Raw genomic sequence first — 23,046 nt, forward strand, 5'->3', positions numbered from 1 at the left:
CATATTAAAATTGAGCCATTGCTATGTGTTGCAATGACTCCTTACTTTGATTGTTCTATACTTTTATTTTACGAAACCGGGATACGGATGAATAGGGAGCCAATTTAAAGATAAAGCTATTATATTGTTGTCGCGAATGAGAATAGATACGAAAAGCAATTAAAGTTACTTTATTAAACTTAAATAAGTAAACATCTGCGTCCATCATGAACAAAAGGAAAGGGCACTCCTTGAGAGAGTGCCCTTCGCCAATCATCCTATTTAGTTCTCAAACTGATTGTAACTTTTAGAGGCGTTGTTGAAACAAGTGTATAGGTTGAAGGCAATACAACTTCAACTAGATATTTCCCAGCCTCCAGATTTTTGGTGCTCAAATTAAAGATATATTGTTTAGCTGTACTATCATAACGGAAAAGCGTTCCTGTCGAAGCATCAGTCGAAATCACATCTTCAATTTCTGTTCCATCTACATCAGCTGACAAGTAAGTGATTTTTATTGAAGCACTTAAATTGGAAACGTATTGATTTAAAGCGTCCGTTAGTTGGAATTTCACTGGGACTGTGCTTCCTTTTTTGAAAACACTTGAACCATCCACGTTTATCGGTTTTAAAATCCCACTAAACTTATAGACGTTTATTACTTGGACCGTTCTCGTAGCGATTGCTGTGTTTCCAACATGGTCATGGACACTATACATAATTGAATAAGTACCCTCTTTGGATGTATCAACTGTTCCAGTTGTTTCAATTGAGCTCGTTACATCGCCATCCACTGTGTCAGTAGCTGTCGCCCCAGCGTCTGTGTAAGTCGAACCCAAGTAAACAGTTGTAGAATTTGAACCTGATATCGTAATGTTCGGAGCCGTCTTGTCGATGCTTACGGTTACCGTATGGGCTTCTTCAACGTTGCCTGCATGATCCACACTCCAATATACAAGCGTATGCACTCCATCTGTGTTGAACGAAATCACATTTCCGCTTTGTTGGGCGCCACCGTCTACCGTAAAGTAAGTTGCCGCTACCCCTGAGACGATATCAACAGCGTTCAAAGTTACGTCAATATCTCCCTTGACCCATCCGGTAGGGGCATTGTCTGTCGTTACAGCCGGTGTATAATCAATGATTACAGAACTGGAACCTTGTACACCGCTGCCGTCAACAGCTATCGCTACTACTTTGACAATTCCTTCTTTTACTCCCGTAAGCACCCCGTTATCATCAATTGTTGCCTTATTCGTCGAAGTAACACCGTCTTCCTCGAAGATACTCCATGTTACATTTTTATTTGCAGCATTAGTCGGCAGAACTGAAGCCTGCATTTGCAGTGTGCCATTCTCAACGGCGATTGCATTAGCACCACCTGCACCTGATACGGAGATCGATGCAACCGGTATTTGTCCGCTAATCGTAATCGTTTTGGAAACTTTAACACCGCTGTTGTCATTAGCTGTTGCAACCACGATAACTGTCCCGTCTTTTTTAGCCTTAAGTAGTCCATTCAAATCAATCGTTGCATTATCTGTCGCCGTAACACCATCGGCATCATAAACGCTCCAAGTTAAATTGCTGCTTGCAGCCGCAGGTAGTAAAGAAGCCTGCAACTGTAATGTGCCATTCAACGCAGTGATCGTATTCTCCCCAATTAAATTGATCGAGTAAACTGGCAGTGTCGTATCAATTCTCACGTCATCGTAATAGGCTGCTTGCACGGCAGACCCGGCGCTCGACCATTGATCGCCAAGTAACACTCGCTTAAAGCCAGTAACTCCCGTCGGCGTGGCGACAAGGGTTCCATCGATATACATATCCAACTTTGTTCCGGAGGTATAATCAAATGTAAATTGATGCCAGCCAACCGTTCGTAGAATGTTTGTAGCCGTATTAGTACCGTCTATACGATACATGTATTTCGTTGCTGAACTATTCTTATCAACCCCGATTCCTCTGACGTTAGTACCATTGTCGACCCAGGCTAAATTCTGCTGCAAGCTTGGTGCTGCAAGCGTATCGTAGAACCACACAGATACGACTTTGTTCTGTAGAGAAGCAAAGGTTTGCTGAATCGCATCCATGTCTTCATTAATAATATAGCTCCAAGAGCCAGAATGACTTTGAGCGGAGCTTAGCGTTGGCGTGCCTTTACCCGAAACCACAGCCCAGTTGTTGAGGCCGGTTTCAAAACTGTCTAACGAATACATCGATTGATTCGTATCACCCGATGTCACATACTCTATGGAGACCGAGTATTCATCCGAAGTTGAGATTACGGTGCCGTTTGAATCGAGAGATTTCAAGACATAATAATATGTCAATCCTTGCATCGTCGTTGTATCCGTGCAAGCGTAGTTCGTTACTGAGCTGCATACCGCTGTCGTGTAAGGCCCGCCTGCGACAGTCGAACGCAGTACATCGTAGCCTACCGCTCCCAGCACATATTGCCAGTTCAAACTAACGGTGCTGCTACTCTTAGTTCCCTTCAACCCGGAATAAGGCACTTCTTCTGCCAAACCAAACTCATCCACATAACCTCTTAATTTGCCGCCGGTACCTTTTTGAGTGGCATAGATGGTAACACTGGTGTCGTTAGGTCCTGTCGTAAAGGTGACATTGATAGGCCTAGCTCCTGCGCCAGCGGGACCATAGATCATGGAGGAGTACTCTTTTTTCACTGAACCACCGCTGAACCCGTCGACTCCGAGCTCAATGTAGTCTGTACTAGGATTGGGTGTAGAGTCAAAAAGTACAAAGTCACTAAAATAGCTATTTCGTGGAGTCGCTGTATTGGTGTTTGTAAATTTCAAATAAACATCATATGTCCCAGGTGCAGGTAGGTTATTAAGTGCGATTGCAGTTTTATATTTCCATCCGCCTGATGATGCGTCATCGCTAAATGGGTCTGTGGCAATCAATGTACCGCCTGCGGCCGGATCGCCAATATACATCTCGATCTTACCGGTAGTGGAAACAGACGATGTACCAAAATACACTTTATCCACGCCCGGTGCAAACTCCACATCTTTGAATTTCAGGGTAGTGTCTGCTCCAGTGATCAAGTAAGCGTCGGTTGCACGGTATAAAAGGGGATTAATGGGCGTACTGACTGACGTATCTCTGTCACCAGCAAACACGCGTTGTCCCATTACCTTGCCCCAAACACTTGCATTGTAACTAGTGTTGGGTTTCACAGTTATCGTTTGGGAAATCTTTTCGCCATTTTCCAAAACAACACCGGTGTAACCATCTTTTATCAATCCACCATTTCCGGCTCTGTAATCCCATGCGTTATGCTTAATAACTTCCGGACTTCCTATTGAGGTCCATTCAGCCAAATCGTCAACAAAACCGCCATTCTTCACCAACTGTTTATAAGGAATATTGTGTATCTGGAAAGTTGGATTAATATTGGCAGCATTGGCAAAGTCATGTCCCGCTTTCCATGTCACGCCCGGTTGGACTGCACCAGCTACCGCGTAAGATGAAGTATGCCCGTCTGTAACACCAGGGATCTCAACACTACGATAGCTGTCTGTATTGACCAACGCAAAATTGCGGTTTGTTGCATCTACAAAATTAGAACCAAGATTGGCAACAGTACCAACGACATTGAGTTTCTCAACAGCTCCGCCTGCCGCTTGTGAGTTGAATGTACCAGTGAAGATATTGCCCATAATCACAGTTCCATAATTGCCGATTGTATCGTTGGGGTCACCCCAGCTACTATAAGCCGTGGCATTATCGTATGCCGTATTGTTCAACACGATCATACGCTCGCTAGGTGTGTTAATCAGGAACCCTACGCTAGTCTTCCAAACGATGTTATTATAAATCACCGCATTATTTGTCACGTTGTCAAAATAAATACCTTCACCATTTGGCGTATCATGTACCGTATTGTGGTGAACTTCTGAAGCACCAAAGTCGTGGTTCACAACATAAAGGAGTCCGCCGTCGTAGGAAATCTTCATGCCGTTGTAGATGTCATTGTACTGGATGACAGAGTTGCTGAACTTACCGCCAATACCACTTCGGCCTACATCGTGGATGGAGTTGTGGCTCACCAGCTGATTGTACCCATAGATGGTGACACCGTCAGCATACACGCCATAACGGTCAACATCGTGGATGTGATTGTTAATTACCTTGTTGTCATGGCCTTTCATAATGATTCCAGAGCCAAACATATCCTTGATTTCACTGTCACGTACAGTGTTGTTGTAGCCATCCAATGTAAAACCAGAAACCAGGCCATCGGTTATTACACTCGTATCAAAAAGCCTGTTGTAGGAGTCCACTTTTTCAATAACTCCGCCTTTAAATATGTTGTCATGGGAGTTTGCAAAGTTGATTCCTGCAGCACGTACGTCAATACCCTGGATGGTAGTACCAGAACGACCATCTAAGTTAAACACAAACGCCCTATGCTTTGCCTCAACGGCACCGCTGCTTGGATCCACCACAACATTGGAGGCATCCGTTAATACCATATACAGTTTTCCAGCGGCAACGTCCTTATACCACGCTGCTGTATTGGCTGTTGGAGTTGCTGCAATCCTCTTCAGTGCGGTAAGGGAGTTGGTGAGATAAAAACCAAAGCCTGGACTCGCAGATTTTGGGAAATAACCGGAGGTATAAGGCCATTTAAAACTCAACGAAGTGCTGCTGCCCGTAACTTCACCCGTATAGACGGTAAAACCATTAGCTACAGATGCAACAATCAACGCACCTTTCCAAGCATCTGTTGTTGTAACAGGTAAGCCGCCAGTGACAGCTTTGTTAGAATACGTCATATAGAGACCATCAGCTGTTCCGACAGGCCCTGTAGGATCAGTAGTAAATTTTGCATACTTTGTCTTGTTAAACATCTCACTATCCTTGATGTATGGCCATCTGGCTTGGCTCATGGATACGGGATTCCCCGCTGCATCCGTATAAAAGACAATATTGCCATTACCATTGTCAAAATCCCAAGACATAGGTGCCTCATAAATGTTAGCACCAGTTGCTGATGGTGCCCATCCTGTCACCAAGTCGCCTCCAGACATGATAACTTTTTCACCGTTGTAGTTCTTATATGTTACATTGTCACTTGCAGGGGTAACAGTCTCACGGTAAACACCAGCCCTAATCTCGACTGTGTCACCGCTAGTTGCTACAGTAGCGGCTTTTTGGATGGTTTTATAAGGTGCTGCTAAAGAACCATCGTTAGCGTCGTTTCCATTTGTATCATCAACGTAGTAGCTTGTCACACCTGCTGCTAATGTTGTTTCCGGCATTGAAAGAATTGGTGCGCAAATCATTAGAATCGCTAACAGTAGGGCAATTACTTTGCGCGTTTTTTTTGCTATTCCTTTATGCATCAACTATACCTCCAAATATCATTAAATTCGGGTGGTTGTAAGCGCTGTCATTTAATGTGCACCCAGTTTTTCATATTTTTCGTATAAGTGAAAGAGAGTCATTGCAATAATTACAATGACTCTTTTCTTTACATCCATTTACTACAACTTATTTTTTAGTTTTCAAGAACTCATCAACTTGTTTTTGTAGTTCAGCTACAACTTTGTCTGAACCTGCTTTTTTCATTTTTTCAATGAATTCTGCATATTTCTTGTCGGAGTCAGCAACTGCACCTGATTCTAGGACTAGTGCACTACCAGCACCAATATATTCTTTAACAACTGCTGCAATTTGTGCAAGCTCTGTTTTAATTGGATCAAGATTAGGTTTATAACCAAGTAATGGTGAAACGGTTGCGCTGGCATTCGCATCTTGCCAGATCTTAATGAAATTAGCCGGGTTAGCTTGTGTTTCGAAACTATTTGCTGTATTACCCATTGCATAAGCAAATGTTCCATATTTAGCATCTGCTGTTCCTTGGCCTGTGTAACCAATGGTTTCAATTTTATTGTCCCCAGTTTTCTTGTAATGCTTTCCTTCAATCCCCCATACAAGAAGGTTATAAAGATCTTTACCCTTAGCCGTATCTAGCAAATTAAGAAGTTGCATAGCGCGATCTGGGTTTTTGGATGTTCTTGTAATAGCAAAGTTTGTGGAATCTGACAAGTTGGAGATGGTATACTTCTCTTCCATAGGAATTAGTTGAATTGGGAAACCATATCTTGTTGAATCTGTTTTCGAAACATCTTCAATACTTCCAACCATCGTATGGAACCAAGCAATGTTTCCATCTGGTTTACCTTCATCTTGACGTTGATTTTGTAAGCTCAACATATCTTTACGAATGTAACCTTTGGCAAACCAATCCGTCATTGTTTTGATATATTGTACTTCTTGAGGTGTGTCATACAAATTGATAACCTTTAAGCTTTTCGGGTCTTTCAAATCACCTACTAATTTGAAAGATGGTGTAATGATATTGTGATGCTGCATACCCGTAAGTACAGTCGGGCTAAACCCTTTGCGTAATTGATTGTTCTGCTTCAATTTCTCTAAGTAACTTTCGATGACAGCCAAAGATTCCTTGGAAGTAGGGCCCGTTTTATAGAAAGTTTCTTGTGCTGCCTTCGGATCAATGTACCCTTTATCAATAAACTCTTTCGGTACGCGCATCGTTGGACGGTTATCTACCGCTTGCTGATAGTTTGGAATCGCATACAATTTACCATTCACACGAGCACGGTCTAATACCCAAGCTGGAATTTCTTTCTTAATTTCCGGTGCATATTTATCAACTAATGCATCCAATTCGATGTAAGAACCTTTGTTGACTTCAGCTGGATAATCCAATACAAATCCTGTCCAAGCAATGTCAATCTCCTCGGATGCTGCAGCCATAAGCTTCCATTTCTCAGCATATTCTGCCTGAGTGAGTGGAATGAATTCTACCTTCGTATTTGGAAGTAACGTTGCCAATTTTTTGTTAAACTCTTCATAAACCTCTTGTGAATCTGCTTGCTTACCAGGCCCCATTGTTACAAACTTCAGTGTAACCGGCTTTGCAGCAGCTGCTGTTGCTACAGCAGTTGGTGTTGCATTTGTAGAAGCCGCTGGTGTGCTAGCAGGTGATTTGCTGCACCCAGTTATAATTAAAGCCGTCGTCATACTTAGAAGAATCGTCTTGCTAAATACTGTGTTAAACGATTTCATTTTTGTTTTTTCCCCTTTCAATCTACACAAATATTATATTATACAGCTCTGTAATATACATCAATCATTCCAGAGCTGGTATAAACAGGCAATTATCCTTTTACTGCACCAACTGTAAGTCCTTTAGAGAAATATTTTTGGAAGAACGGAAACACCATAAGTAGTGGTCCTGCCGCCACGATCGCCATAGCAAATCTGAGGGATTCAGACGGAAGTTTATACAGATTTACATTGTCCAACTCCATGTTATAGGTCATGGCATTTTTGAGGAACTCAACTTCCATCAAGATTCGTTGCAATAGAAATTGCAAGGTGTAAAGATGCTCATTACGAATATAAATCAAAGATGTAAACCAATCATTCCATTTGTCAAGCAGCACGAACAATCCGATGGTTGCAAGAGCTGGTTTAGACAGCGGAAGAATAATTTGCCAATAGACTCGAAATTCGCTAGCACCATCAATTTTGGCTGATTCAACCAAAGCATCAGGCAATCCTTGGAAGAATGTGCGCAAAATAATGATATAGAAAGCATTAGCTAGCGTCGGAAGAATATACACAAAGATCGTATTATTGAGATGTAGATACTGCGTAATGAGAATATAGCTTGGAATTAATCCTCCACCGAATAGCAATGTGAAGAAGATAAACATAACAATCGGTTTACGAAGCTTAAAGTTTCTTCGAGATAAGGCATAAGCGCAAGTGGACATGACGATCAATCCACAAATCATGCCGCCTACTGCCTGAACAGACGTTGTTAGATAGGCATACAATATTTGATCCGGCTTTCCGAATATGAGTTTATAAGCCGTCAGATCAAAGTCTATCGGGATTAACTTGTATCCGTATTCTAATAATGATTCCTCATTGGAGAATGAGACGGCGATAACAAGAATAAATGGAATGATGAACGCTAAACTAAATAGAATTAAGAACACATGAATTAACTTATTGCCTAAATTAGCAGAGAATGATCTAGACATTCTGGGCCGCCTCCTTCTTACACTTTTATTAACAAATTAGAACAAAGAATTATCAGGATTTATTTTCTTAACAATCGTATTACTAATAACGATTAGAATAAGTCCGACTACAGCCTGGAACAATCCTACAGCAGCTGAAATGCCGAAGTCCCCTGCACGCAATCCACGGTACACATAAGTGTCAATAACATCTGTTGTTGGATACAACACGCCGATATCCCTTGGAATTTGGTAGAACAATCCGAAATCTCCTCTGAACAGATTACCAATCGCCAGAATGATGATAATCGTTAATACAGGCGCAAGTGAAGGAAGCGAAATTGCGAATATTTGTCTCATTCGCCCAGCCCCGTCAATTTTGGCAGCTTCAAACAATTCTGGATCAACACTCATCAAGGCCGCGTAATAAATAATGGAGCTTAATCCAACCGTTTTCCAAACTTCCACAGTCACGATAATATAAGGCCAATACTTGGAATTAGAGTAGACGTCAATGGACTCAAATCCTAAGAATTGGATCAATTGGTTGAAATAACCCAATGTAGGATTAAATAACGCGTACGTCATATATCCGACTAAAACCCAAGATAAAAATTTCGGCATAATCATGGATGTTTGATAGAATTTCAAAGCCAATTTCCCACGAACCTCGAACAGCAAGAGTGCAACAGTAACCGCCGCCATATTACCCAAGATGATAAATACACCTGCATAACTAACTGTATTTCTTGTAATTCGCCATGCATCCATCGATGTGAAGAAATATTCAAAATTTTTGAACCCAATCCATGAGCTCCCAAATATACCTTCGCTATACTTATAATCTTTAAAGGCAAGTATGATTCCGAACATCGGTGTATAGTGGAAAATCAGGTAATATAGAATCGCTGGCAATGTTAGAACAAATAAGGCTATATTCTCTCTAACTAGTCTTTTAAATGAATTACTTTTTAGTGGCTTAGCGATTACCTTGCTTTTTGTATCATCCGATAGGTTTTGTATGACTGTCTCTCTCATTTTGCGCTCCCCCTTTGCTTAATTTAATTCTACGAAATAGGGGTATAATTGAATAGGGAGCCAAATTAAAGAAACGGATTCGAAGTTGCGCAAATCGCAAGGATGAAGTTACTTAAAGCAAGTAAGGTTACTTATTTCAACCAATCCAGTGAATATACATTGAAACACTCCAATATCGAGCTGCCTTTGAGCTATAATGAGGTGTGCTTTAAGGAATGAATACAGCGAGAGGATGGCGTACTATGTACAAGCTTGTTCTAGTTGATGACGAAGAAATTGTACGCAGAGGCTTGAGATATTTCCTAGACTGGGAATCACTTGGGTTTCAGATCGCGGCTGATTTCGAGGATGGTAAAGAAACAATTGAATATTTAAAAACCCATGAAGTTGACATTGTGTTATCCGATATTCGAATGGCAGAGATTAACGGTATCCAGTTAGCTAAGCATATTTATGAGAACTACCCGCAGACTCATGTCATTATCATCAGCGGATACAAGGATTTCGAATATGCGCAACAAGCCATTGCTTATAATGTGGAGAATTATTTGCTAAAGCCGACGAAGTACGATGAAATTATGGTGGTTTTTCAGAGCCTGAAGCAAAAGCTCGATCATCAGAAGAGCACTCATATCCAGCAACAACAGCAGTCTGTTCGCTTTGATGAGCTTCTTCCTCTTTTAAAGGAGCAATTTTATACGGATTTAGTCATGGGAGCTTTACGGAATCCGAATGAGCTTCATAAAAGAATTCAATTATTATCCCTTGCCCTCGATCCTGCCAATTGCCCCTGTGCTTTAATCGAATTAGAGCTATGTGAACCAGAAAAACTGGCCATGAAAAGAGAAAAACTAACCTATTCCTTAAAGAGTATTTTTCTTGCTGAGAATTCGAACTTCTTATATAAAGCAGTTTTCAACGATTATCATGGGCTGCAGTTAATTGCCTTTCCGAACAAAATAACAAGCCAAGATGATCTTGGAAAAGAACTCGAAGTAGAACTGAATGAAATTATTGCTCGTATTCGCAACAATTTTGACATCGAGATTCGTTATCGTGTGACGGCCACATTCCATGATCTGATTGAATTCGCACAATTTAGTGTTCCTTTGAAATTGGTTTATTCACAAACACAAGGTAAAGATCGACTTGAGCCGATCGAGTATGAGATTCTGACGGAGAAATACAAGTTATTCATGGCGAATATTACAGACAGCCAAGCGGAGGAAACCATGAGTTTGCTTGACCGCTTATTAGACGAATTTCGAGATTTGCCAATCTCGTTTGTTCATCGTTTGATTATGGATCTGTTCGCTATGGTGTTTCGCTATTATGCAGATCGGGGGTTAGTTGGCAAAATACCTCACGAGACTGCTCATAATTACCATATTGTGATTGAAATAGGCGATCTGGAGAGCATACGCAAATGGGCCAAGCAGTTCATCCGTGATCTCATGGTGCTTAATGTGAATCCGAAAGAAACGAATGCCAAGTTGATCGTCGAAGCAGCGCAGAAGTATATCCTGCAGAATTTTCATAGGGATTTGTCGCTCGAAGAAGTGGCTAATCACGTTTTCTTAAATCATATTTACTTTAGTCGGATTTTCAAGCTAGCCTTAGGCATCAATTATATCGACTATTTAACACAATTACGCATTCAAAAAGCAATTGAACTACTGGAATCTCGTCAATATAAAATTCATGAAATTACCGAAAAAGTTGGGTATCTCAATAGCAAATACTTTGCTCGCCTGTTCAAACAAACAACGGGTGTCAGTCCTAAGGATTATGTTCGTGGGCAAAGCTTGCGTTCAGAAGGTGCTGTTAATGAAAACAAACCGTAATCTACTTCAAGCTGTCCGAATGTATAAGTTTCAAAGTCTCTTTATCAAGAGTTTAATTTTGATTTTCATCCTAGTTATTGTTCCTTTCACTGGTTTAAGCGTCGTTACGTATGTACAAATGAATAAAGCGATTGAGACGGAAATAAGCGGTGTGAACATGAATGCACTGTACCGCGTAAAGGACAGTATCGAGACCATTTTCAAACAAATGGAGCGTGTTTCGCTGGAATTGACTTATCAGGATGATGTCAACTCCTTCATGCTATCTCCTGCGGACAATACTAATCTCAATTCAAAAATGAAGACGATCCATGATAAGATTTCGATGTTTACACGTTCCATCAAATACATGGATTCCCTGTACGTGTATTCGGAGAGAAATTCGTACATGCTTTCCAATCGATTTGACTCTACTTTAGCCGATTTTGATGATAAAACCTGGTATAAATCCGTCTATCAGAAAATGGACAGCAACCGCTCTTATTTGGATCTACGTAAACGGAACGATATTTATCCATACTTCATTTCCTTTACTCTGCCTGCCTATTCGTATGAGACTAGAATTGGGGCTGTTACCGCGAATATTGATATCGAAGAACTACGTAATTATTTATTTCAAACAGGCGAGCAGTTTGAAAACACGTACATCTTGAGTGGAGATCTTGTAGTTTACAGCAATAATCGCAATGAATTTATGTCCAATATCTTTGATATCGATCTACTGAAAAATGCGGATATCATTACTAATGTCAAAGTCCCAAACACCGTGATAAAAACCATTCACAAACAGAAATATATTGTTTCTGTGCTACCTACTGAATATAAAAATTTAACTTATATCTCGTTGTTACCTCTCAAAAATTACGAACAAAAAATGAAAGGCCTGCGCACCTTTTTGTATGTGTTTTTTGTCATCGGCGGTATCATCGTCTTGGTTGTTTCCTTATTAATCTCCATTAAAACATTCTCACCTGTGAACCAGATCATGTCGATGATTGATGATCAGGAAAAGTTTGAGCCTCTCATGGACTCCAGCGAGAAAAGTAAATGGAACGAAGTACGAACCATCACCAGTTCGATCTTTCGAACCTTAGATGCGAAAAAGGGTCTCGAACAAGAGCTTCAGCTCCGTATGCATTCCTTACGAAAGGCTCAGACGATTGCCTTGCAAAACCAAACGACACCGCACTTCTTATACAACACCTTGGAAACGATTAAATACCTAGCCATCGATTTGACCAAAGGTCACAACCAAGTTTCCACTATGGTAACAGCACTTTCGGATCTCTTACGTCGTAGTCTGGATACCGACCATCCATTGACCGATATTCGCGATGAAATCCAGCATGCTAAGCAGTATGTTGACATTATGCAAGCCAGATATCCGAATAAATTTGACGTTATCTGGCAGGTCCAGAAAACTCTACTTTCTTGCCAAATTTTGAAGATTTCCATTCAACCGCTATTGGAAAATGCGTTTCAGCACGGTATTATTCCTACACGTCTGCCAGGACAGATTATTATTACAGGACTGCGCACGTCGGACGGGATTGTCATCACCGTTTCCGATAATGGGAAAGGAATGCCGGAAGATCAACTCAATAGTCTTCAGCAAAAACTGGCTAGTGGTGTTAATTTAGAAGAAAAGCATATTGGTCTTAAAAACTTAAATCAACGGATTAAATTACTGTTCGGTGATGCTTACGGGGTGTTCGTTACGCCAAATCTACACAGAGGATTAGCCGTGTTTATCGTGTTTCCTGAAAAAAATGACAGCCAAGACATCATGTAAGCTTTACGTTCGAACAGCCGGTTCAGAGTCGATTGACTCCAAACCGGCTGTTTTTAATTCCACACCCCTAGGAGAGGAACATCCGCAACGCTTGATAAATATCTATATGCGGATTCATTCGCTTAGCTTGACGAGCGATGCCTTCCATCGCCCGGATAGACTCGGTTCGGTTACCTGCATCATTAACAGCAAACTCGACAAAAAGAAGGTCGGTAGCAGCATGATCAAACACATGCTCCTTCGAGCGAAACGCCCCATAGGTTGACGTGGTTCCACCAATGGCTGCGTTGATGAACTTGGACGCCACCTCTGGAAATCGGCGCTCTAAATATCGGTATGTCGTTCATTTTAGTTTCCTTCTTTTCGATAGAGTCTTCGATAACTTTTTATAAGAACAGCCGGTTAGGAGTCGCTTAACTTCTAACCGGCTTTTTTACATCAATCGCTCCATTTTACGCCAAATCTGCTGCCCCTCTATCGCTTCTTCCCATAGGTCAAAATGAGGATACATCACCTCATGCCAATTCGTCGGAGATTGCTTCGTGGTCAGCAAGCCTTGACGTGTGATCGGACTAATCCTGCTAGGTAACTCATGATAGGAGAATATCAGCCTGTTATGCATACCAATCATATACGTCTGATTAAAACTGTTCGGGGACTCTTCTTGCTTCTGGTAATGGTAATAGACATAGCTCGGCACCATCTCTGGTTTTAATCGCGCTATCGAACCTACTCGCTCATCAATCGATTGACTGCCTCGCCAAGCTTCGTCCGGTAAACCATCATGAAACACGTCGATCATAGGAATTGTCAATCGATGCAGTGTCTCATTCGTACTAACATTTATTTCGGGCTCTTTTGGCCACTTCTCCAGATAGCGTTCAAAAGAAACGGGCCAATCCCAAAGTGAAGCGCTGTGACTGCTTACTGCCTCAGCGTAGACGCAAACATATAATTCGCAAGCGAACACAGCTACTTGCTCTAGACCTGCAGCCCCCCACTTATCACGCAGTGCAGCTGCATCTTCCTTCACGATTTGCTTGAACTGGTTAGCCGTACCTCTACGTGTCTGTGAATAGAACAATACTCTTTGCATGCCGCTTCACTCTCCTACATGCCCAAATAAAAAGCCTTCGCATTGTGCATTCGCACATTCGCACGCTCTTGGTCGCTCCAATGATCCGGCAGCAGCTGTTCGAATAATTGTACAACCTCTTCATACGTACCTGCCATTAAAGCTACCGGCCAGTCGCTGCCAAACAGGATACGCTCAGGACCGAATTGTTCTGCCGTGTGACGTACATAAGGCGCCACTCGCTCTGGGTGCATACCGTCTGCAGGCGTAATCATACCTGACCATTTGCAATACACATGAGCGAACGCGGACAACGCCGTGATATTAGCTGACCAGCTCTCTATTTCACCAGTGCGAATAGGCGGACCGCCTAAATGATTAATAACAGCCTTTAGCTTTGGCACGCTATTGAGGTATTTAAGCACGGTCGGCATCTGTTCTGGAGCGATTAAAAGGTCGATCGGAAAACCATCCTCTTCCAAGACGCGTAGATGCGCTAGCAAACGTTCTGACACCTGATCTTTGCCGGGTTCAAACATAGTTCGGTCTAGTCGAATCCCCACAAATAGCGGATGCTTCCGTAACCGAATATATTCAGAGACAAAGTTGTCAGCAAGTGGATCGAGCCATCCTACGACACCCAGAATTTCCTCATTCTCGCCTGCCAGCTCAAGCAGAAATTCCGTTTCTGCTATTGTAGGTGCAGCCTGTACTGCGATGAATCCTCGCAAGGCATCAGCATGGTCAGCAGCGTCGACAGCATTAGCTAGATCCGCTGGCAAGTAATTCTGGTAGAGCGTTGGATTGCTCGGCTTAAGCCAATGATAATCCCCACGCTCTAACTGCCAGAAATGGACATGAGTATCGAGGTAGACATCGTTACCGGTAGATGCCTTGCTTTTAGATGACATGGTAGACAAACACTCCTTATTCTTGGTTACGACCACGGATCAGCTTCTCCGTAGCATTGGCTTCTTCAGAACTCCACGGTGTTGCATAAGTAGGCTGATTCACGTAACGTTTCATGTGCAGCTTCAATTGGATGCCAGCTCCTGGAGCCAGGCAGACTGGCATCCATTTCCCGTCAATGGCACCCTCGTCCACTTTATCACTGCTTTGATTATAGCTCTCCATATAGGTGAACTGGTGCTCTCCGAAGCTGCCTGCTTGGACAATCACTTCACGTTCCTCGAATGAAGATAAGTTCACTAATGTTAGCGTGACAAACTCGTCGCCTAGCGCTTCAACCAAAGCACCGATATCCTCAGGTAGACCACAACGTTTCTGTTTGGCATCGAAATAACGTACTCTGGCATGCTGCAAGCCACCATGAGAGATGTGCATCGGAGCGCCAAGCATCATTTGAAGCAACCCTTCAAAGTAAACCGGCGAATATTCCTGCCATTGATGAATGCTGTAAGGATGATCCCAGTCCCAGCTTGTTGGATCGCCATCAGGTGAACGAAGCTTTTCTAACTGAATGGAGATCAGCTCTAGATTTTGCTTTAATATCTGCTCAGGATAATCTGGAAATTGCCCTCTCATATATAAATACCAAGGCACTGTGTTAGCAATATAATGTTTCGTTTCCTTACGTGTTATTGGATTTCTCCCCGAAATGGTAGGCATATCAATATTGCGGAAATGATCCTCGTAGGGAATCCGGTCTACACGTGCTGCGTCTTCCTCCGCCATCGAAATCGTCCATAAATAAATCGGATAGGTTGGCACTTGGATACGGTAGTCCGTCCACCCAGAATCAAAGTGCTTATTCGGAACATGCCATTTCCCATTGATTTCCTTACCTAGTTCCCAGTTAAGATCCAATTGCGAACGTGCCAAATCTAATTTACTGCGGTCACCAGTCAAAAGCACAGCATTCATCCCGGCATTGGTTAGAGGCTCGATAATGGACATGAAACCATGCGGCCAACGGTAGCCGTAGTACCCGCCCCACCATTTGCCATCATTGTACTCACCAATCGTATCGCTTAGTCCGACGTTGTCCGGAATCAACCCACCGTTACGCACTGTGCGCTCTTCCCACGCTGCCAAATAATCCAAGACCCACTGGCGATAGGATTCATCACCTGTATACATAAAGGCGTTGGTCATGAGTCCAGTTGAGTTCAAATTAAGCGGGACGTCACCTTTCGCTTTACGTTCATTCATACGGCTAATAATCTGGCGGTAAATGTCATCATCTGACCACTTGCACTTCCCGCTTGCGAAGTCCACACCTGGAATATCCTCGAATGGAGCTAAATAATTGTCGAGTACACCGCGGTGCGTGACCCAGTCTTCTTCTGTCATCTCGAACCGTGGTCCCTTACTGCCCGTAATTGGCGAACGCATTAGCTTACGCTCCGCATCAAAGTTAGGGGCTTCAGGGTTTCTGCCCATATAGAGCTCGGCAAACTTAACCGCTCTCTGACGATTCTTCAGAAGATGCGGGTCAGATAAGCCTAGGAAATAAAAATATAAATAGCCTTCGCCATGATGCATCCAATCGTAATAAGCGTCGAATTCATTATGAATTTGACCATATTCCGTCCATTGCCACGTAATGACATCCCACATTAGACGGGATAACCGCAAAATTTCTTCGTTCCCGCCTAGCGTGTACAGCAAAGATAAATTCATAAACGCTTCATATGGATCATCGGATCCGTCCATCCCTGGCCAATCTTCTCGCCAAACAATGGTTCCGTCCTCCCGCGTATAGCGTCTTACATATTCAACCGCTGCCTCATTTAAGGTATCGATTAATTTCCGTTCCATGAGTGCCCAAGTTGGTGGGGTCCACGCATCACGCGCATGTATCGTCCCCGTAGTGGCATTGGAGCTATTCTTCTGTGACATGGATCTTTCCTCCTACCAGAATGTGTCGTGTACGCCGCGCAGCTTGCAGACCGCTTCTGCAAAGAAAAAATCACCGTAGATCATCGGTACATTGACATGGGTTTTCTTAGGGCGATTGGCCGTGCCCATGCGAAGAATGGCTTCCTCATTCAAATCATCCCAAGTGGCACAGCGTTCATTTAGTTTAAAAATCAACTTCTCTGCTGCTTTGCGATACAGCTCAGACTCACTCTTAGGTACTAATAAACTCAATTCCAACATCCCGCTGGCTGCACAAGCTGCGGCACTAGAGTCCATCGCCATGTCTACTTCCCATGGCGCTCGGAAATCCCATGGCGGTAACCCATCCTCTGGTACATTCGCTAGGAAGAAATGCGCTGCGCGTTTGGCTGCATCTAGATAACGTTGTTCACCCGTATAACGAGCGCTAAGTGCCATACCGTATAAGGCCCACGCCGTGCCACGTGACCAAGCTGAATCTGGTGCATATCCTTGCCCGCCGAGCGCTTCTTGTCTTTCACCCGTTTCGGGATCGAAACACACAATATGGTGTGTAGACCCGTCAGGACGAAGAAATTCACGCATTGTTGTATCCGCATGAAGACGAGCTACATGACGGAAACGCGGGTCCCCCGTCTCTTCACTTGCCCAATAGAGCAGCGGCAGGTTCATCATGCAGTCAATAATCGCCCAACCAGTACGCTCCGGTTGATTCCATGCCCGAATGAACTGCCCTTTCACATTGAAACGCCCGACCAGATGGCTGGCTGCTGTCATTGCACGTCTCTTCGACTGTTCACTGCCAAGCAGCTTGTACTGTGCGACGGAGGAAAGACTCCACATAAACCCTACATCATGGTGCAGCGGATAAAAGTCTGCCAGTACGGGGTCCATTAAGGCTTCAATCTGATCTGCTGTATCTTTGAACTGATCTTCCTTTGACTCTCGATAAACCAGCCAGAGTAAGCCTGGCCAAAACCCATTCGTCCACCAATCCGCATCTTCACGATTGTACTCCCCATTATAAGAAATATAAGGGAAATCAGCGCCGATAGACACGTTCATACGATCTACTTTACCGATGATTTTATGCCATATTTCGTCAAGCCATGGTGCGTTCGTCATCCTTCATTAACCCCTTTACCAAGATAATGGCTGACCTGGAAATAAAGAGAGCAGCCGATCCAACTCATGTTGCGGTAAGCCAACCCCATCACAATAGCTGGCATTGAGTGCCAGTGAGCGCATCGAAGTCGTTCCCGTTAGCGTTACAGTAATATGCGGACTTGAAAGACTGAATCGCATAGCAGGCTCGATTAATCCCTTAGGCTCGGTCTTCCGCAGGAATGCTACTTGTTGTATACGACGCTGCGCTTTTTCAAACATCGGAGAATCTTGCTTCATAAATGGTGCTGGTGCTTCAGCAAGAAGCCCCATGCCAAGGACGCTTCCGTTAATAACGGATACACCATATTCCTTTGCAGTCGGTAAAAGCTCATCCATTGCTGAATAGTCGATGAGCATATAGCGGCAGAACGTTTGGATTGAATCAATCTTCCCAGTTCGAATAAATGGTAGCAACAGCGACGGATTGAAAGCATTGACTCCAATTGCTCGCACCTTCCCTTGTTCCTTGAGTTTAAGAAAGGCAGGAATGGTTTCATTCATCCCCATCTCCGAGTTCAGTTCTGAAAGCTCGTGCATTTGAATGAGATCCACATAATCTGTGCCAAGACGCTTAAGACTTTCTTCTACGGAAAGAATCGTATTTTCATACGTATACGGCACACCGCGCATAACAGCTTTGGTAGCAAGGACTACTTGGTCCCTTTTTCCTTTGAGTGCCAACCCAATCCGCCGTTCGCTTTCACCTCTACCATATAACGGTGCTGTATCGATAAAGTTGATCCCGAGTTCCAAGGCTCGATCAATCACTTCTGTTACTTGTTCGTCTGTTACCGGACCGTAATCCCCGCCAAGCGGAGCGCCCCCAAGCCCTAGCTTCGAAACTCGCATTCCTGTTTTGCCAAAAGTGGTATACTCCATCATGATCACTCCTTCACAATTTTCTGATATTTTAATACTACGGAACTGGGTTAAACATGCATAGGGTGTCAATTTAAAGATAAGTAGGATAATTTGTGTTACACGAGAAGACATGGTTACTAAAAGCAATTAAAGTGACGTATTTAAACTTTTACTACACTTTCTATGACCTCACTATATAAAATCCGATTCGTTCAAAGTTGTACTGACTTGCATGAAATTGTTGTTATCTTGTCATATTTGAAAAAGGCGTGATACACTAGGAGCAGATCAGCATTGAGGTGGGAATGCACAATTCCTCTTATTTCTGCCAAGCTTTCAAGAAACTTAATGGCGTGACACCCCTGCAATAGGAAAAAGCGCTGAATCTTAGTTATCCTTATAAATACCTAACCCGTTGCTTATATCGATCAATTAATTCTCTGTTATGTCCGTCTCCTCCGTCCCGATTGGCACTAACCAAAACCGGAGGAACCGTTCCTCTCTGCGTCAATTCATCTACTACCGCCACCGTTAAAGCTTGAATCATGACAATGCCGCCAATCGTTGAAGTCGGCCCTATTTTATGCAAGCTGTCGTCATAAGACAAGGTGGCATCACCGTGTACCCCACAAGTATCCAAGACGATATCGCCTGCTTCGTACAGCTTTTTCCCGCTCGGATGACGAGAAGCCGTCTTCAAGGAATGATCCATATTGGTTAGCACAACGATGAACAAGCCCCGCTTTTTGCTCTCCAGCGCAACCTCGATCGGAACGGCGTTAATGCCGGAATTGGAGACGATCACAATCACTTCACCCGGTCGCAAATCATAACCAGTTAGCAAAACTTCCGCATAGCCAGGCAACCTCTCCAACAGCGAAGCCCGTCCTACATTAATTTCCATCAACGATGGCTCAAGCATCGCATTCACGCATGCAAGTCCGCCAGCGCGATGAAACACTTCTTCAGCAATCATATGAGAGTGGCCGCTTCCAAAAACGTGCATAATGCCACCCTTTTCTATCGAATCCGCAATCTTGGATGAAACTTCAATTAGGGCATTTTTTTGTGTCGTTTGAATGTTGGAGATTTGTTCTTGAATGTTTCTGATGTACTGATCGAGCAGCATACACATTCACCTTCTATCCTAGTTATTGAAAAATGTGCGCCGCTGCCCCTAAGATGCCCGCGGCTGTCGGGAGAGAGGATTGCAAAATATTTACATCGTTACTTAGGAACCGTTCTCTCACTGTGTTTCTTGTAGATTCCAACAGCAAATCCCCAGCCTGACTGAACCCGCCGCCGATAATGATAGTCCCGACACCGAATAGATGTAGACAATTGACCAAGCTTACACCGAGAAGTTCCCCTGCATCCCGAAATACTTCCCTGGCATAATGATCACCTTCCAGAGCAGCTTCATAAACAAGCAAGGAGTTCAAGGTTCGCGACTGTACCCACGTTGACAAGATTGAATTTACTGATCCAAGTTCTATCCGAACTCGATCGAAAATCGCAGTAGCCGAAACGTAGGTCTCCAGGCAGCCTCTATTTCCGCATATACAAGGTTTACCGTCTGGAATAACGCTTGTATGTCCAATATTGATAGCAGGTCCACAATCCCCATGATAGATATGCTTATCAACCACTAAACTTGCGCCAACTCCGGTACCTAAACAAATATATAGAAAAGAGGATCGATTGATTCCCGCACCATATCGCCATTCACCTATTGCGCCTGCCGTTGCATCGCATTCCAGCTTAACAGGTAGTTTCAGCTGATGCTGCATGATCTCGACCAGCGGAATATCGCTCCAGCCCAGATTAACTGCAAATTTTACGATACCGAAGTTTGTATCCAGAATACCCGGACATGAGACACCTACGCCCGCAAGTTGATTCCTGACATTCAGTCTTTCAATAAACCTCTCAACTTCTTGGGTAATTAATGTTATATTTGCTATCCTCTTTTCGTCTCGGTGCAAATTCACGGAATATTGGTCAATGACATCTCCCTGCTTATTAATTAATCCCATCTTGATATGGGTTCCACCGATATCGACACCGACTGCCAGGCTCTTTTTGGAAAACATCATACGTCCGCCTTCTTTCAACCGATGAAATAACCGCCGTCCAACGGAATTTCCGCTCCATTGATCCAAGCCGATTGGCTGCTGGCCAAAAAGACGATCACATGCGCGATTTGTTCCGGGGTAGTAATGTTGGGCGCAGTCTTTAATAGATATTCCGCTTCTTCCAGCGAGTGGTTCGTCATATCGAACCATTTGTTTAACAGCGGCGTTGCTGTGCCACCTGGCATAACCGCATTCACCCGAATGCCTGACTCGCGCAAATCGAGCGAAAGGCCGCGAGTCATATGGTTTAAAGCAGCTTTCATCGCGTCGTAAACCAAATTATTACGGCTATTCACAAGCCGGTTGATCGAGCTGACATTGATAACGACGCCGCTGCTGCTTCCTTTAAGCCATGGGAGCGCTTCCTGAACAAGAAAAAACGGTGTCTTCACATTCACCGCAAACAGCGAATCCCAGTCTGCGTGTTCGATTTTTTCCATCGGTTTGTTGCAGATGAGTGCCGCATTGTTGACAAGAATGTCCAATGCCCCCCAGTGCTGCGTCGTTTGTTCAATTATCTGCCTTGGTGCTTCCGGAGAAGACAAATCCATCTGTACAAAAATGGCATCGCCTCCACGCGAGTGGATCTCATCCAACACTTGTTTTCCGCGTTCTTCGTTCATCCCATGAACAGTCACTTTGGCACCATGGGATGCCAATTCAATCACCGCTGCTTTGCCGATGCCGCTCGTTGATCCGGTTACGAGTGCTACTTTCCCTTTCAGATCTTTCACACAAATCACCTCTTATAGGTAGATTGATATACACTCCTGACTTTAATTATGAATGCTTTCTTTTAACTCCTTGAAATAATCGCCGATGCGAATAACCTTACTCTCCAAGCGCGACTTCTCGGCGGCAAACGCCATCAAATGACTCTGCACAGAAGTCCGCGCGCCTGTAAGTCCAACTTCATTCCCATCTTGGCTCACTAGTCGAATGAAGTCTCTCATGATGCCGTGGTCGCCACCGCCATGTCCTTCCACGGGAGCGTCTATCTCAATTATTTCGGTCCCACCTGTAATAAAATTGCTTACTTCGATGACGTTTTTCTCCATATCGGCTCTGATCTGACCTCGTGTTCCCATCAGCTTCATCGATCTGCCTCCTTCTTTGGTGAAGGCGCACATCGTAAAGGCGACGGTAACCTCGTTCGCGAACTCCAGATTGACAACCTGATGATCGACCACATTGTTATCGCAGTGATATACACATCTGCCGTAAGGCCCATTTTTCAAAGCTTGAAGGACTCCTTCTGTACTGTCATCATTACTGACAACTTTTCGCAGCACAGAACCTACCCAGTCCTCTCTTTCCAAGTACATTTTAGGAGCATAATAAGGACATTCGTTCTGTACTGGGCAACCATCCAAACAGTACATAGGCGCACCTTCCGGCGCGCTTTCGCCGCGAAAATGCGTCAACGAGCCAAATGACGACACCTTTGTGCAATCGGCATCCACTAGCCATGACAAAATATCCATATCATGACAGCTCTTAGCTAAAATCATAGGACTGGAAGTTTCGGAGTTTCGCCAGTTTCCTCTTACAAAACTGTGCGCTTGATGGCGGTGCTCCACATTTTCCGTATGTTGGATGGAAATAAGTCTGCCTATCGCTCCATCAACGAGCAACTGCTTTAACTTCTTATAGAACTCGGTATACCTAAGCACATGGCAGATGGAAAATACTCGTTTATATGTTTCGGCGTATTCCCCCATTTGAACACATTCAATTGGGCTTGGTGACATCGGCTTCTCGAGTAACACATGATACCCTTTCTCCAAAGCTCGAATCGACGGCTCAAAATGCATTTGGTCCTGGGTGCAAATTAAAACGGCATCAGCTAGTTTCGGCCCTTCAAGCAGCCGCTCCCAGCTTTCGAATACGTTGGCATCATCGATATTGTGAGCCTGTTGAAAACGTTTCCTTCTTATAGGGTCAATCTCCGCGATCGCTATAAATTTCACTTCATTCGGATAGTCGAGTGCATAAGAAGCGTATGCATCGGCGCCTCTTTGTCCCGCTCCAATTAATACCGCAGTTATCGTTGCCATCAGATATTCTCTCCTTTAAGATAAATCAACTGTATTAAGCTGACATAAATCTTCCAATTTTTGCTTGCTCAAAAGAGAGGCCATAAAAAGCATTTTTGCTTTTCATGGCCACTTGCTTAAATATTTTTTTTTACTTAGTCCAT

General features: G+C 43.6%; 17 protein-coding genes. 3 read left to right on the plus strand and 14 right to left on the minus strand.

All coding sequences use genetic code 11. The annotated features are described in order from the left end of the window. Nucleotides 1-257 precede the first annotated feature (257 nt). The 4 genes from AC58QG_RS10345 to AC58QG_RS10360 form a co-directional block, all read right to left on the minus strand. Complete coding sequence (locus tag AC58QG_RS10345; protein ID WP_497361965.1) at nt 258-5,357, minus strand: immunoglobulin-like domain-containing protein; 5,100 nt, start codon at nt 5,355-5,357, stop codon at nt 258-260. Between the two features lie 148 nt (nt 5,358-5,505). Further along, the gene (locus AC58QG_RS10350; RefSeq protein ID WP_497361966.1) at nt 5,506-7,107 is read right to left on the minus strand and encodes an ABC transporter substrate-binding protein; all 1,602 of its coding nucleotides are present in this window, start codon (nt 7,105-7,107) and stop codon (nt 5,506-5,508) included. A 92-nt stretch (nt 7,108-7,199) separates the two neighbouring features. Continuing rightward, nucleotides 7,200-8,093, minus strand: coding sequence for a carbohydrate ABC transporter permease (locus AC58QG_RS10355; protein ID WP_497361967.1), 894 nt, complete (start codon nt 8,091-8,093; stop codon nt 7,200-7,202). 36 nt (nt 8,094-8,129) lie between these two features. Further along, nucleotides 8,130-9,110: an ABC transporter permease gene (locus tag AC58QG_RS10360; protein WP_497361968.1), complete on the minus strand. Its 981-nt coding sequence runs from the start codon at nt 9,108-9,110 to the stop codon at nt 8,130-8,132. 242 nt (nt 9,111-9,352) lie between these two features. Between AC58QG_RS10360 and AC58QG_RS10365 the strand changes: the two genes are divergently transcribed. Beyond that, complete coding sequence (locus tag AC58QG_RS10365; RefSeq protein WP_497361969.1) at nt 9,353-10,954, plus strand: response regulator; 1,602 nt, start codon at nt 9,353-9,355, stop codon at nt 10,952-10,954. Then, complete coding sequence (locus AC58QG_RS10370) at nt 10,938-12,746, plus strand: sensor histidine kinase (RefSeq protein WP_497361970.1); 1,809 nt, start codon at nt 10,938-10,940, stop codon at nt 12,744-12,746. The genes AC58QG_RS10365 and AC58QG_RS10370 overlap by 17 nt, the downstream gene beginning before the upstream one ends. A gap of 67 nt (nt 12,747-12,813) precedes the next feature. On the opposite strand, the gene AC58QG_RS10375 is transcribed toward AC58QG_RS10370, so the two are convergent. From AC58QG_RS10375 to AC58QG_RS10400, 6 genes are all read right to left on the minus strand, one after another. Continuing rightward, nucleotides 12,814-13,053 (minus strand): SGNH/GDSL hydrolase family protein, encoded by a 240-nt coding sequence (locus tag AC58QG_RS10375; RefSeq protein ID WP_497361971.1) that lies wholly within the window; start codon nt 13,051-13,053, stop codon nt 12,814-12,816. Nucleotides 13,054-13,179: 126 nt separating this feature from the next. Then, the gene (locus tag AC58QG_RS10380; RefSeq protein WP_497361972.1) at nt 13,180-13,842 is read right to left on the minus strand and encodes a hypothetical protein; all 663 of its coding nucleotides are present in this window, start codon (nt 13,840-13,842) and stop codon (nt 13,180-13,182) included. A gap of 14 nt (nt 13,843-13,856) precedes the next feature. After that, nucleotides 13,857-14,732, minus strand: a complete 876-nt coding sequence (locus tag AC58QG_RS10385) for an amidohydrolase family protein (protein ID WP_497361973.1) — start codon at nt 14,730-14,732, stop codon at nt 13,857-13,859. 16 nt (nt 14,733-14,748) lie between these two features. After that, nucleotides 14,749-16,683 (minus strand): DUF8034 domain-containing protein, encoded by a 1,935-nt coding sequence (locus AC58QG_RS10390; RefSeq protein WP_497361974.1) that lies wholly within the window; start codon nt 16,681-16,683, stop codon nt 14,749-14,751. A 12-nt stretch (nt 16,684-16,695) separates the two neighbouring features. After that, nucleotides 16,696-17,808 (minus strand): glycoside hydrolase family 88 protein, encoded by a 1,113-nt coding sequence (locus AC58QG_RS10395; RefSeq protein ID WP_497361975.1) that lies wholly within the window; start codon nt 17,806-17,808, stop codon nt 16,696-16,698. Between the two features lie 15 nt (nt 17,809-17,823). After that, nucleotides 17,824-18,732: an aldo/keto reductase gene (locus AC58QG_RS10400; RefSeq protein ID WP_497361976.1), complete on the minus strand. Its 909-nt coding sequence runs from the start codon at nt 18,730-18,732 to the stop codon at nt 17,824-17,826. 272 nt (nt 18,733-19,004) lie between these two features. On the opposite strand from AC58QG_RS10400, the gene AC58QG_RS10405 reads away from it, so the two are divergent. Further along, complete coding sequence (locus AC58QG_RS10405) at nt 19,005-19,082, plus strand: AraC family transcriptional regulator (protein ID WP_497362826.1); 78 nt, start codon at nt 19,005-19,007, stop codon at nt 19,080-19,082. 26 nt (nt 19,083-19,108) lie between these two features. Here the strand turns inward: AC58QG_RS10405 and AC58QG_RS10410 are convergent, their stop codons facing one another. From AC58QG_RS10410 to AC58QG_RS10425, 4 genes are read right to left on the minus strand one after another with little or no spacing between them, the layout of a single operon-like run. Further along, a complete protein-coding gene (locus AC58QG_RS10410) occupies nt 19,109-19,840 on the minus strand; it encodes a sugar isomerase domain-containing protein (protein WP_497361977.1) in 732 nt (243 codons plus the stop codon). A gap of 22 nt (nt 19,841-19,862) precedes the next feature. After that, a complete protein-coding gene (locus tag AC58QG_RS10415; RefSeq protein WP_497361978.1) occupies nt 19,863-20,807 on the minus strand; it encodes an ROK family protein in 945 nt (314 codons plus the stop codon). Between the two features lie 14 nt (nt 20,808-20,821). Continuing rightward, nucleotides 20,822-21,580, minus strand: a complete 759-nt coding sequence (locus AC58QG_RS10420; protein ID WP_497361979.1) for an SDR family NAD(P)-dependent oxidoreductase — start codon at nt 21,578-21,580, stop codon at nt 20,822-20,824. Between the two features lie 42 nt (nt 21,581-21,622). Further along, entirely contained in the window at nt 21,623-22,903 is a 1,281-nt protein-coding gene (locus AC58QG_RS10425) for a Gfo/Idh/MocA family protein (protein WP_497361980.1), read from the minus strand. Nucleotides 22,904-23,046: the final 143 nt, after the last annotated feature.

The sequence above is a fragment of the Paenibacillus sp. J22P169 genome (assembly GCF_059691995.1).

Bases quoted from the DNA above. Each gene is read 5' to 3' on its own strand.
- AC58QG_RS10345 (WP_497361965.1), bottom strand. From the start codon at position 5,357: ATGCATAAAGGAATAGCAAAAAAAACGCGCAAAGTAATTGCCCTACTG.
- AC58QG_RS10350 (WP_497361966.1), bottom strand. From the start codon at position 7,107: ATGAAATCGTTTAACACAGTATTTAGCAAGACGATTCTTCTAAGTATG.
- AC58QG_RS10355 (WP_497361967.1), bottom strand. From the start codon at position 8,093: ATGTCTAGATCATTCTCTGCTAATTTAGGCAATAAGTTAATTCATGTG.
- AC58QG_RS10360 (WP_497361968.1), bottom strand. From the start codon at position 9,110: ATGAGAGAGACAGTCATACAAAACCTATCGGATGATACAAAAAGCAAG.
- AC58QG_RS10365 (WP_497361969.1), top strand. From the start codon at position 9,353: ATGTACAAGCTTGTTCTAGTTGATGACGAAGAAATTGTACGCAGAGGC.
- AC58QG_RS10370 (WP_497361970.1), top strand. From the start codon at position 10,938: ATGAAAACAAACCGTAATCTACTTCAAGCTGTCCGAATGTATAAGTTT.
- AC58QG_RS10380 (WP_497361972.1), bottom strand. From the start codon at position 13,842: ATGCAAAGAGTATTGTTCTATTCACAGACACGTAGAGGTACGGCTAAC.
- AC58QG_RS10385 (WP_497361973.1), bottom strand. From the start codon at position 14,732: ATGTCATCTAAAAGCAAGGCATCTACCGGTAACGATGTCTACCTCGAT.
- AC58QG_RS10390 (WP_497361974.1), bottom strand. From the start codon at position 16,683: ATGTCACAGAAGAATAGCTCCAATGCCACTACGGGGACGATACATGCG.
- AC58QG_RS10395 (WP_497361975.1), bottom strand. From the start codon at position 17,808: ATGACGAACGCACCATGGCTTGACGAAATATGGCATAAAATCATCGGT.
- AC58QG_RS10400 (WP_497361976.1), bottom strand. From the start codon at position 18,732: ATGATGGAGTATACCACTTTTGGCAAAACAGGAATGCGAGTTTCGAAG.
- AC58QG_RS10410 (WP_497361977.1), bottom strand. From the start codon at position 19,840: ATGCTGCTCGATCAGTACATCAGAAACATTCAAGAACAAATCTCCAAC.
- AC58QG_RS10415 (WP_497361978.1), bottom strand. From the start codon at position 20,807: ATGATGTTTTCCAAAAAGAGCCTGGCAGTCGGTGTCGATATCGGTGGA.
- AC58QG_RS10425 (WP_497361980.1), bottom strand. From the start codon at position 22,903: ATGGCAACGATAACTGCGGTATTAATTGGAGCGGGACAAAGAGGCGCC.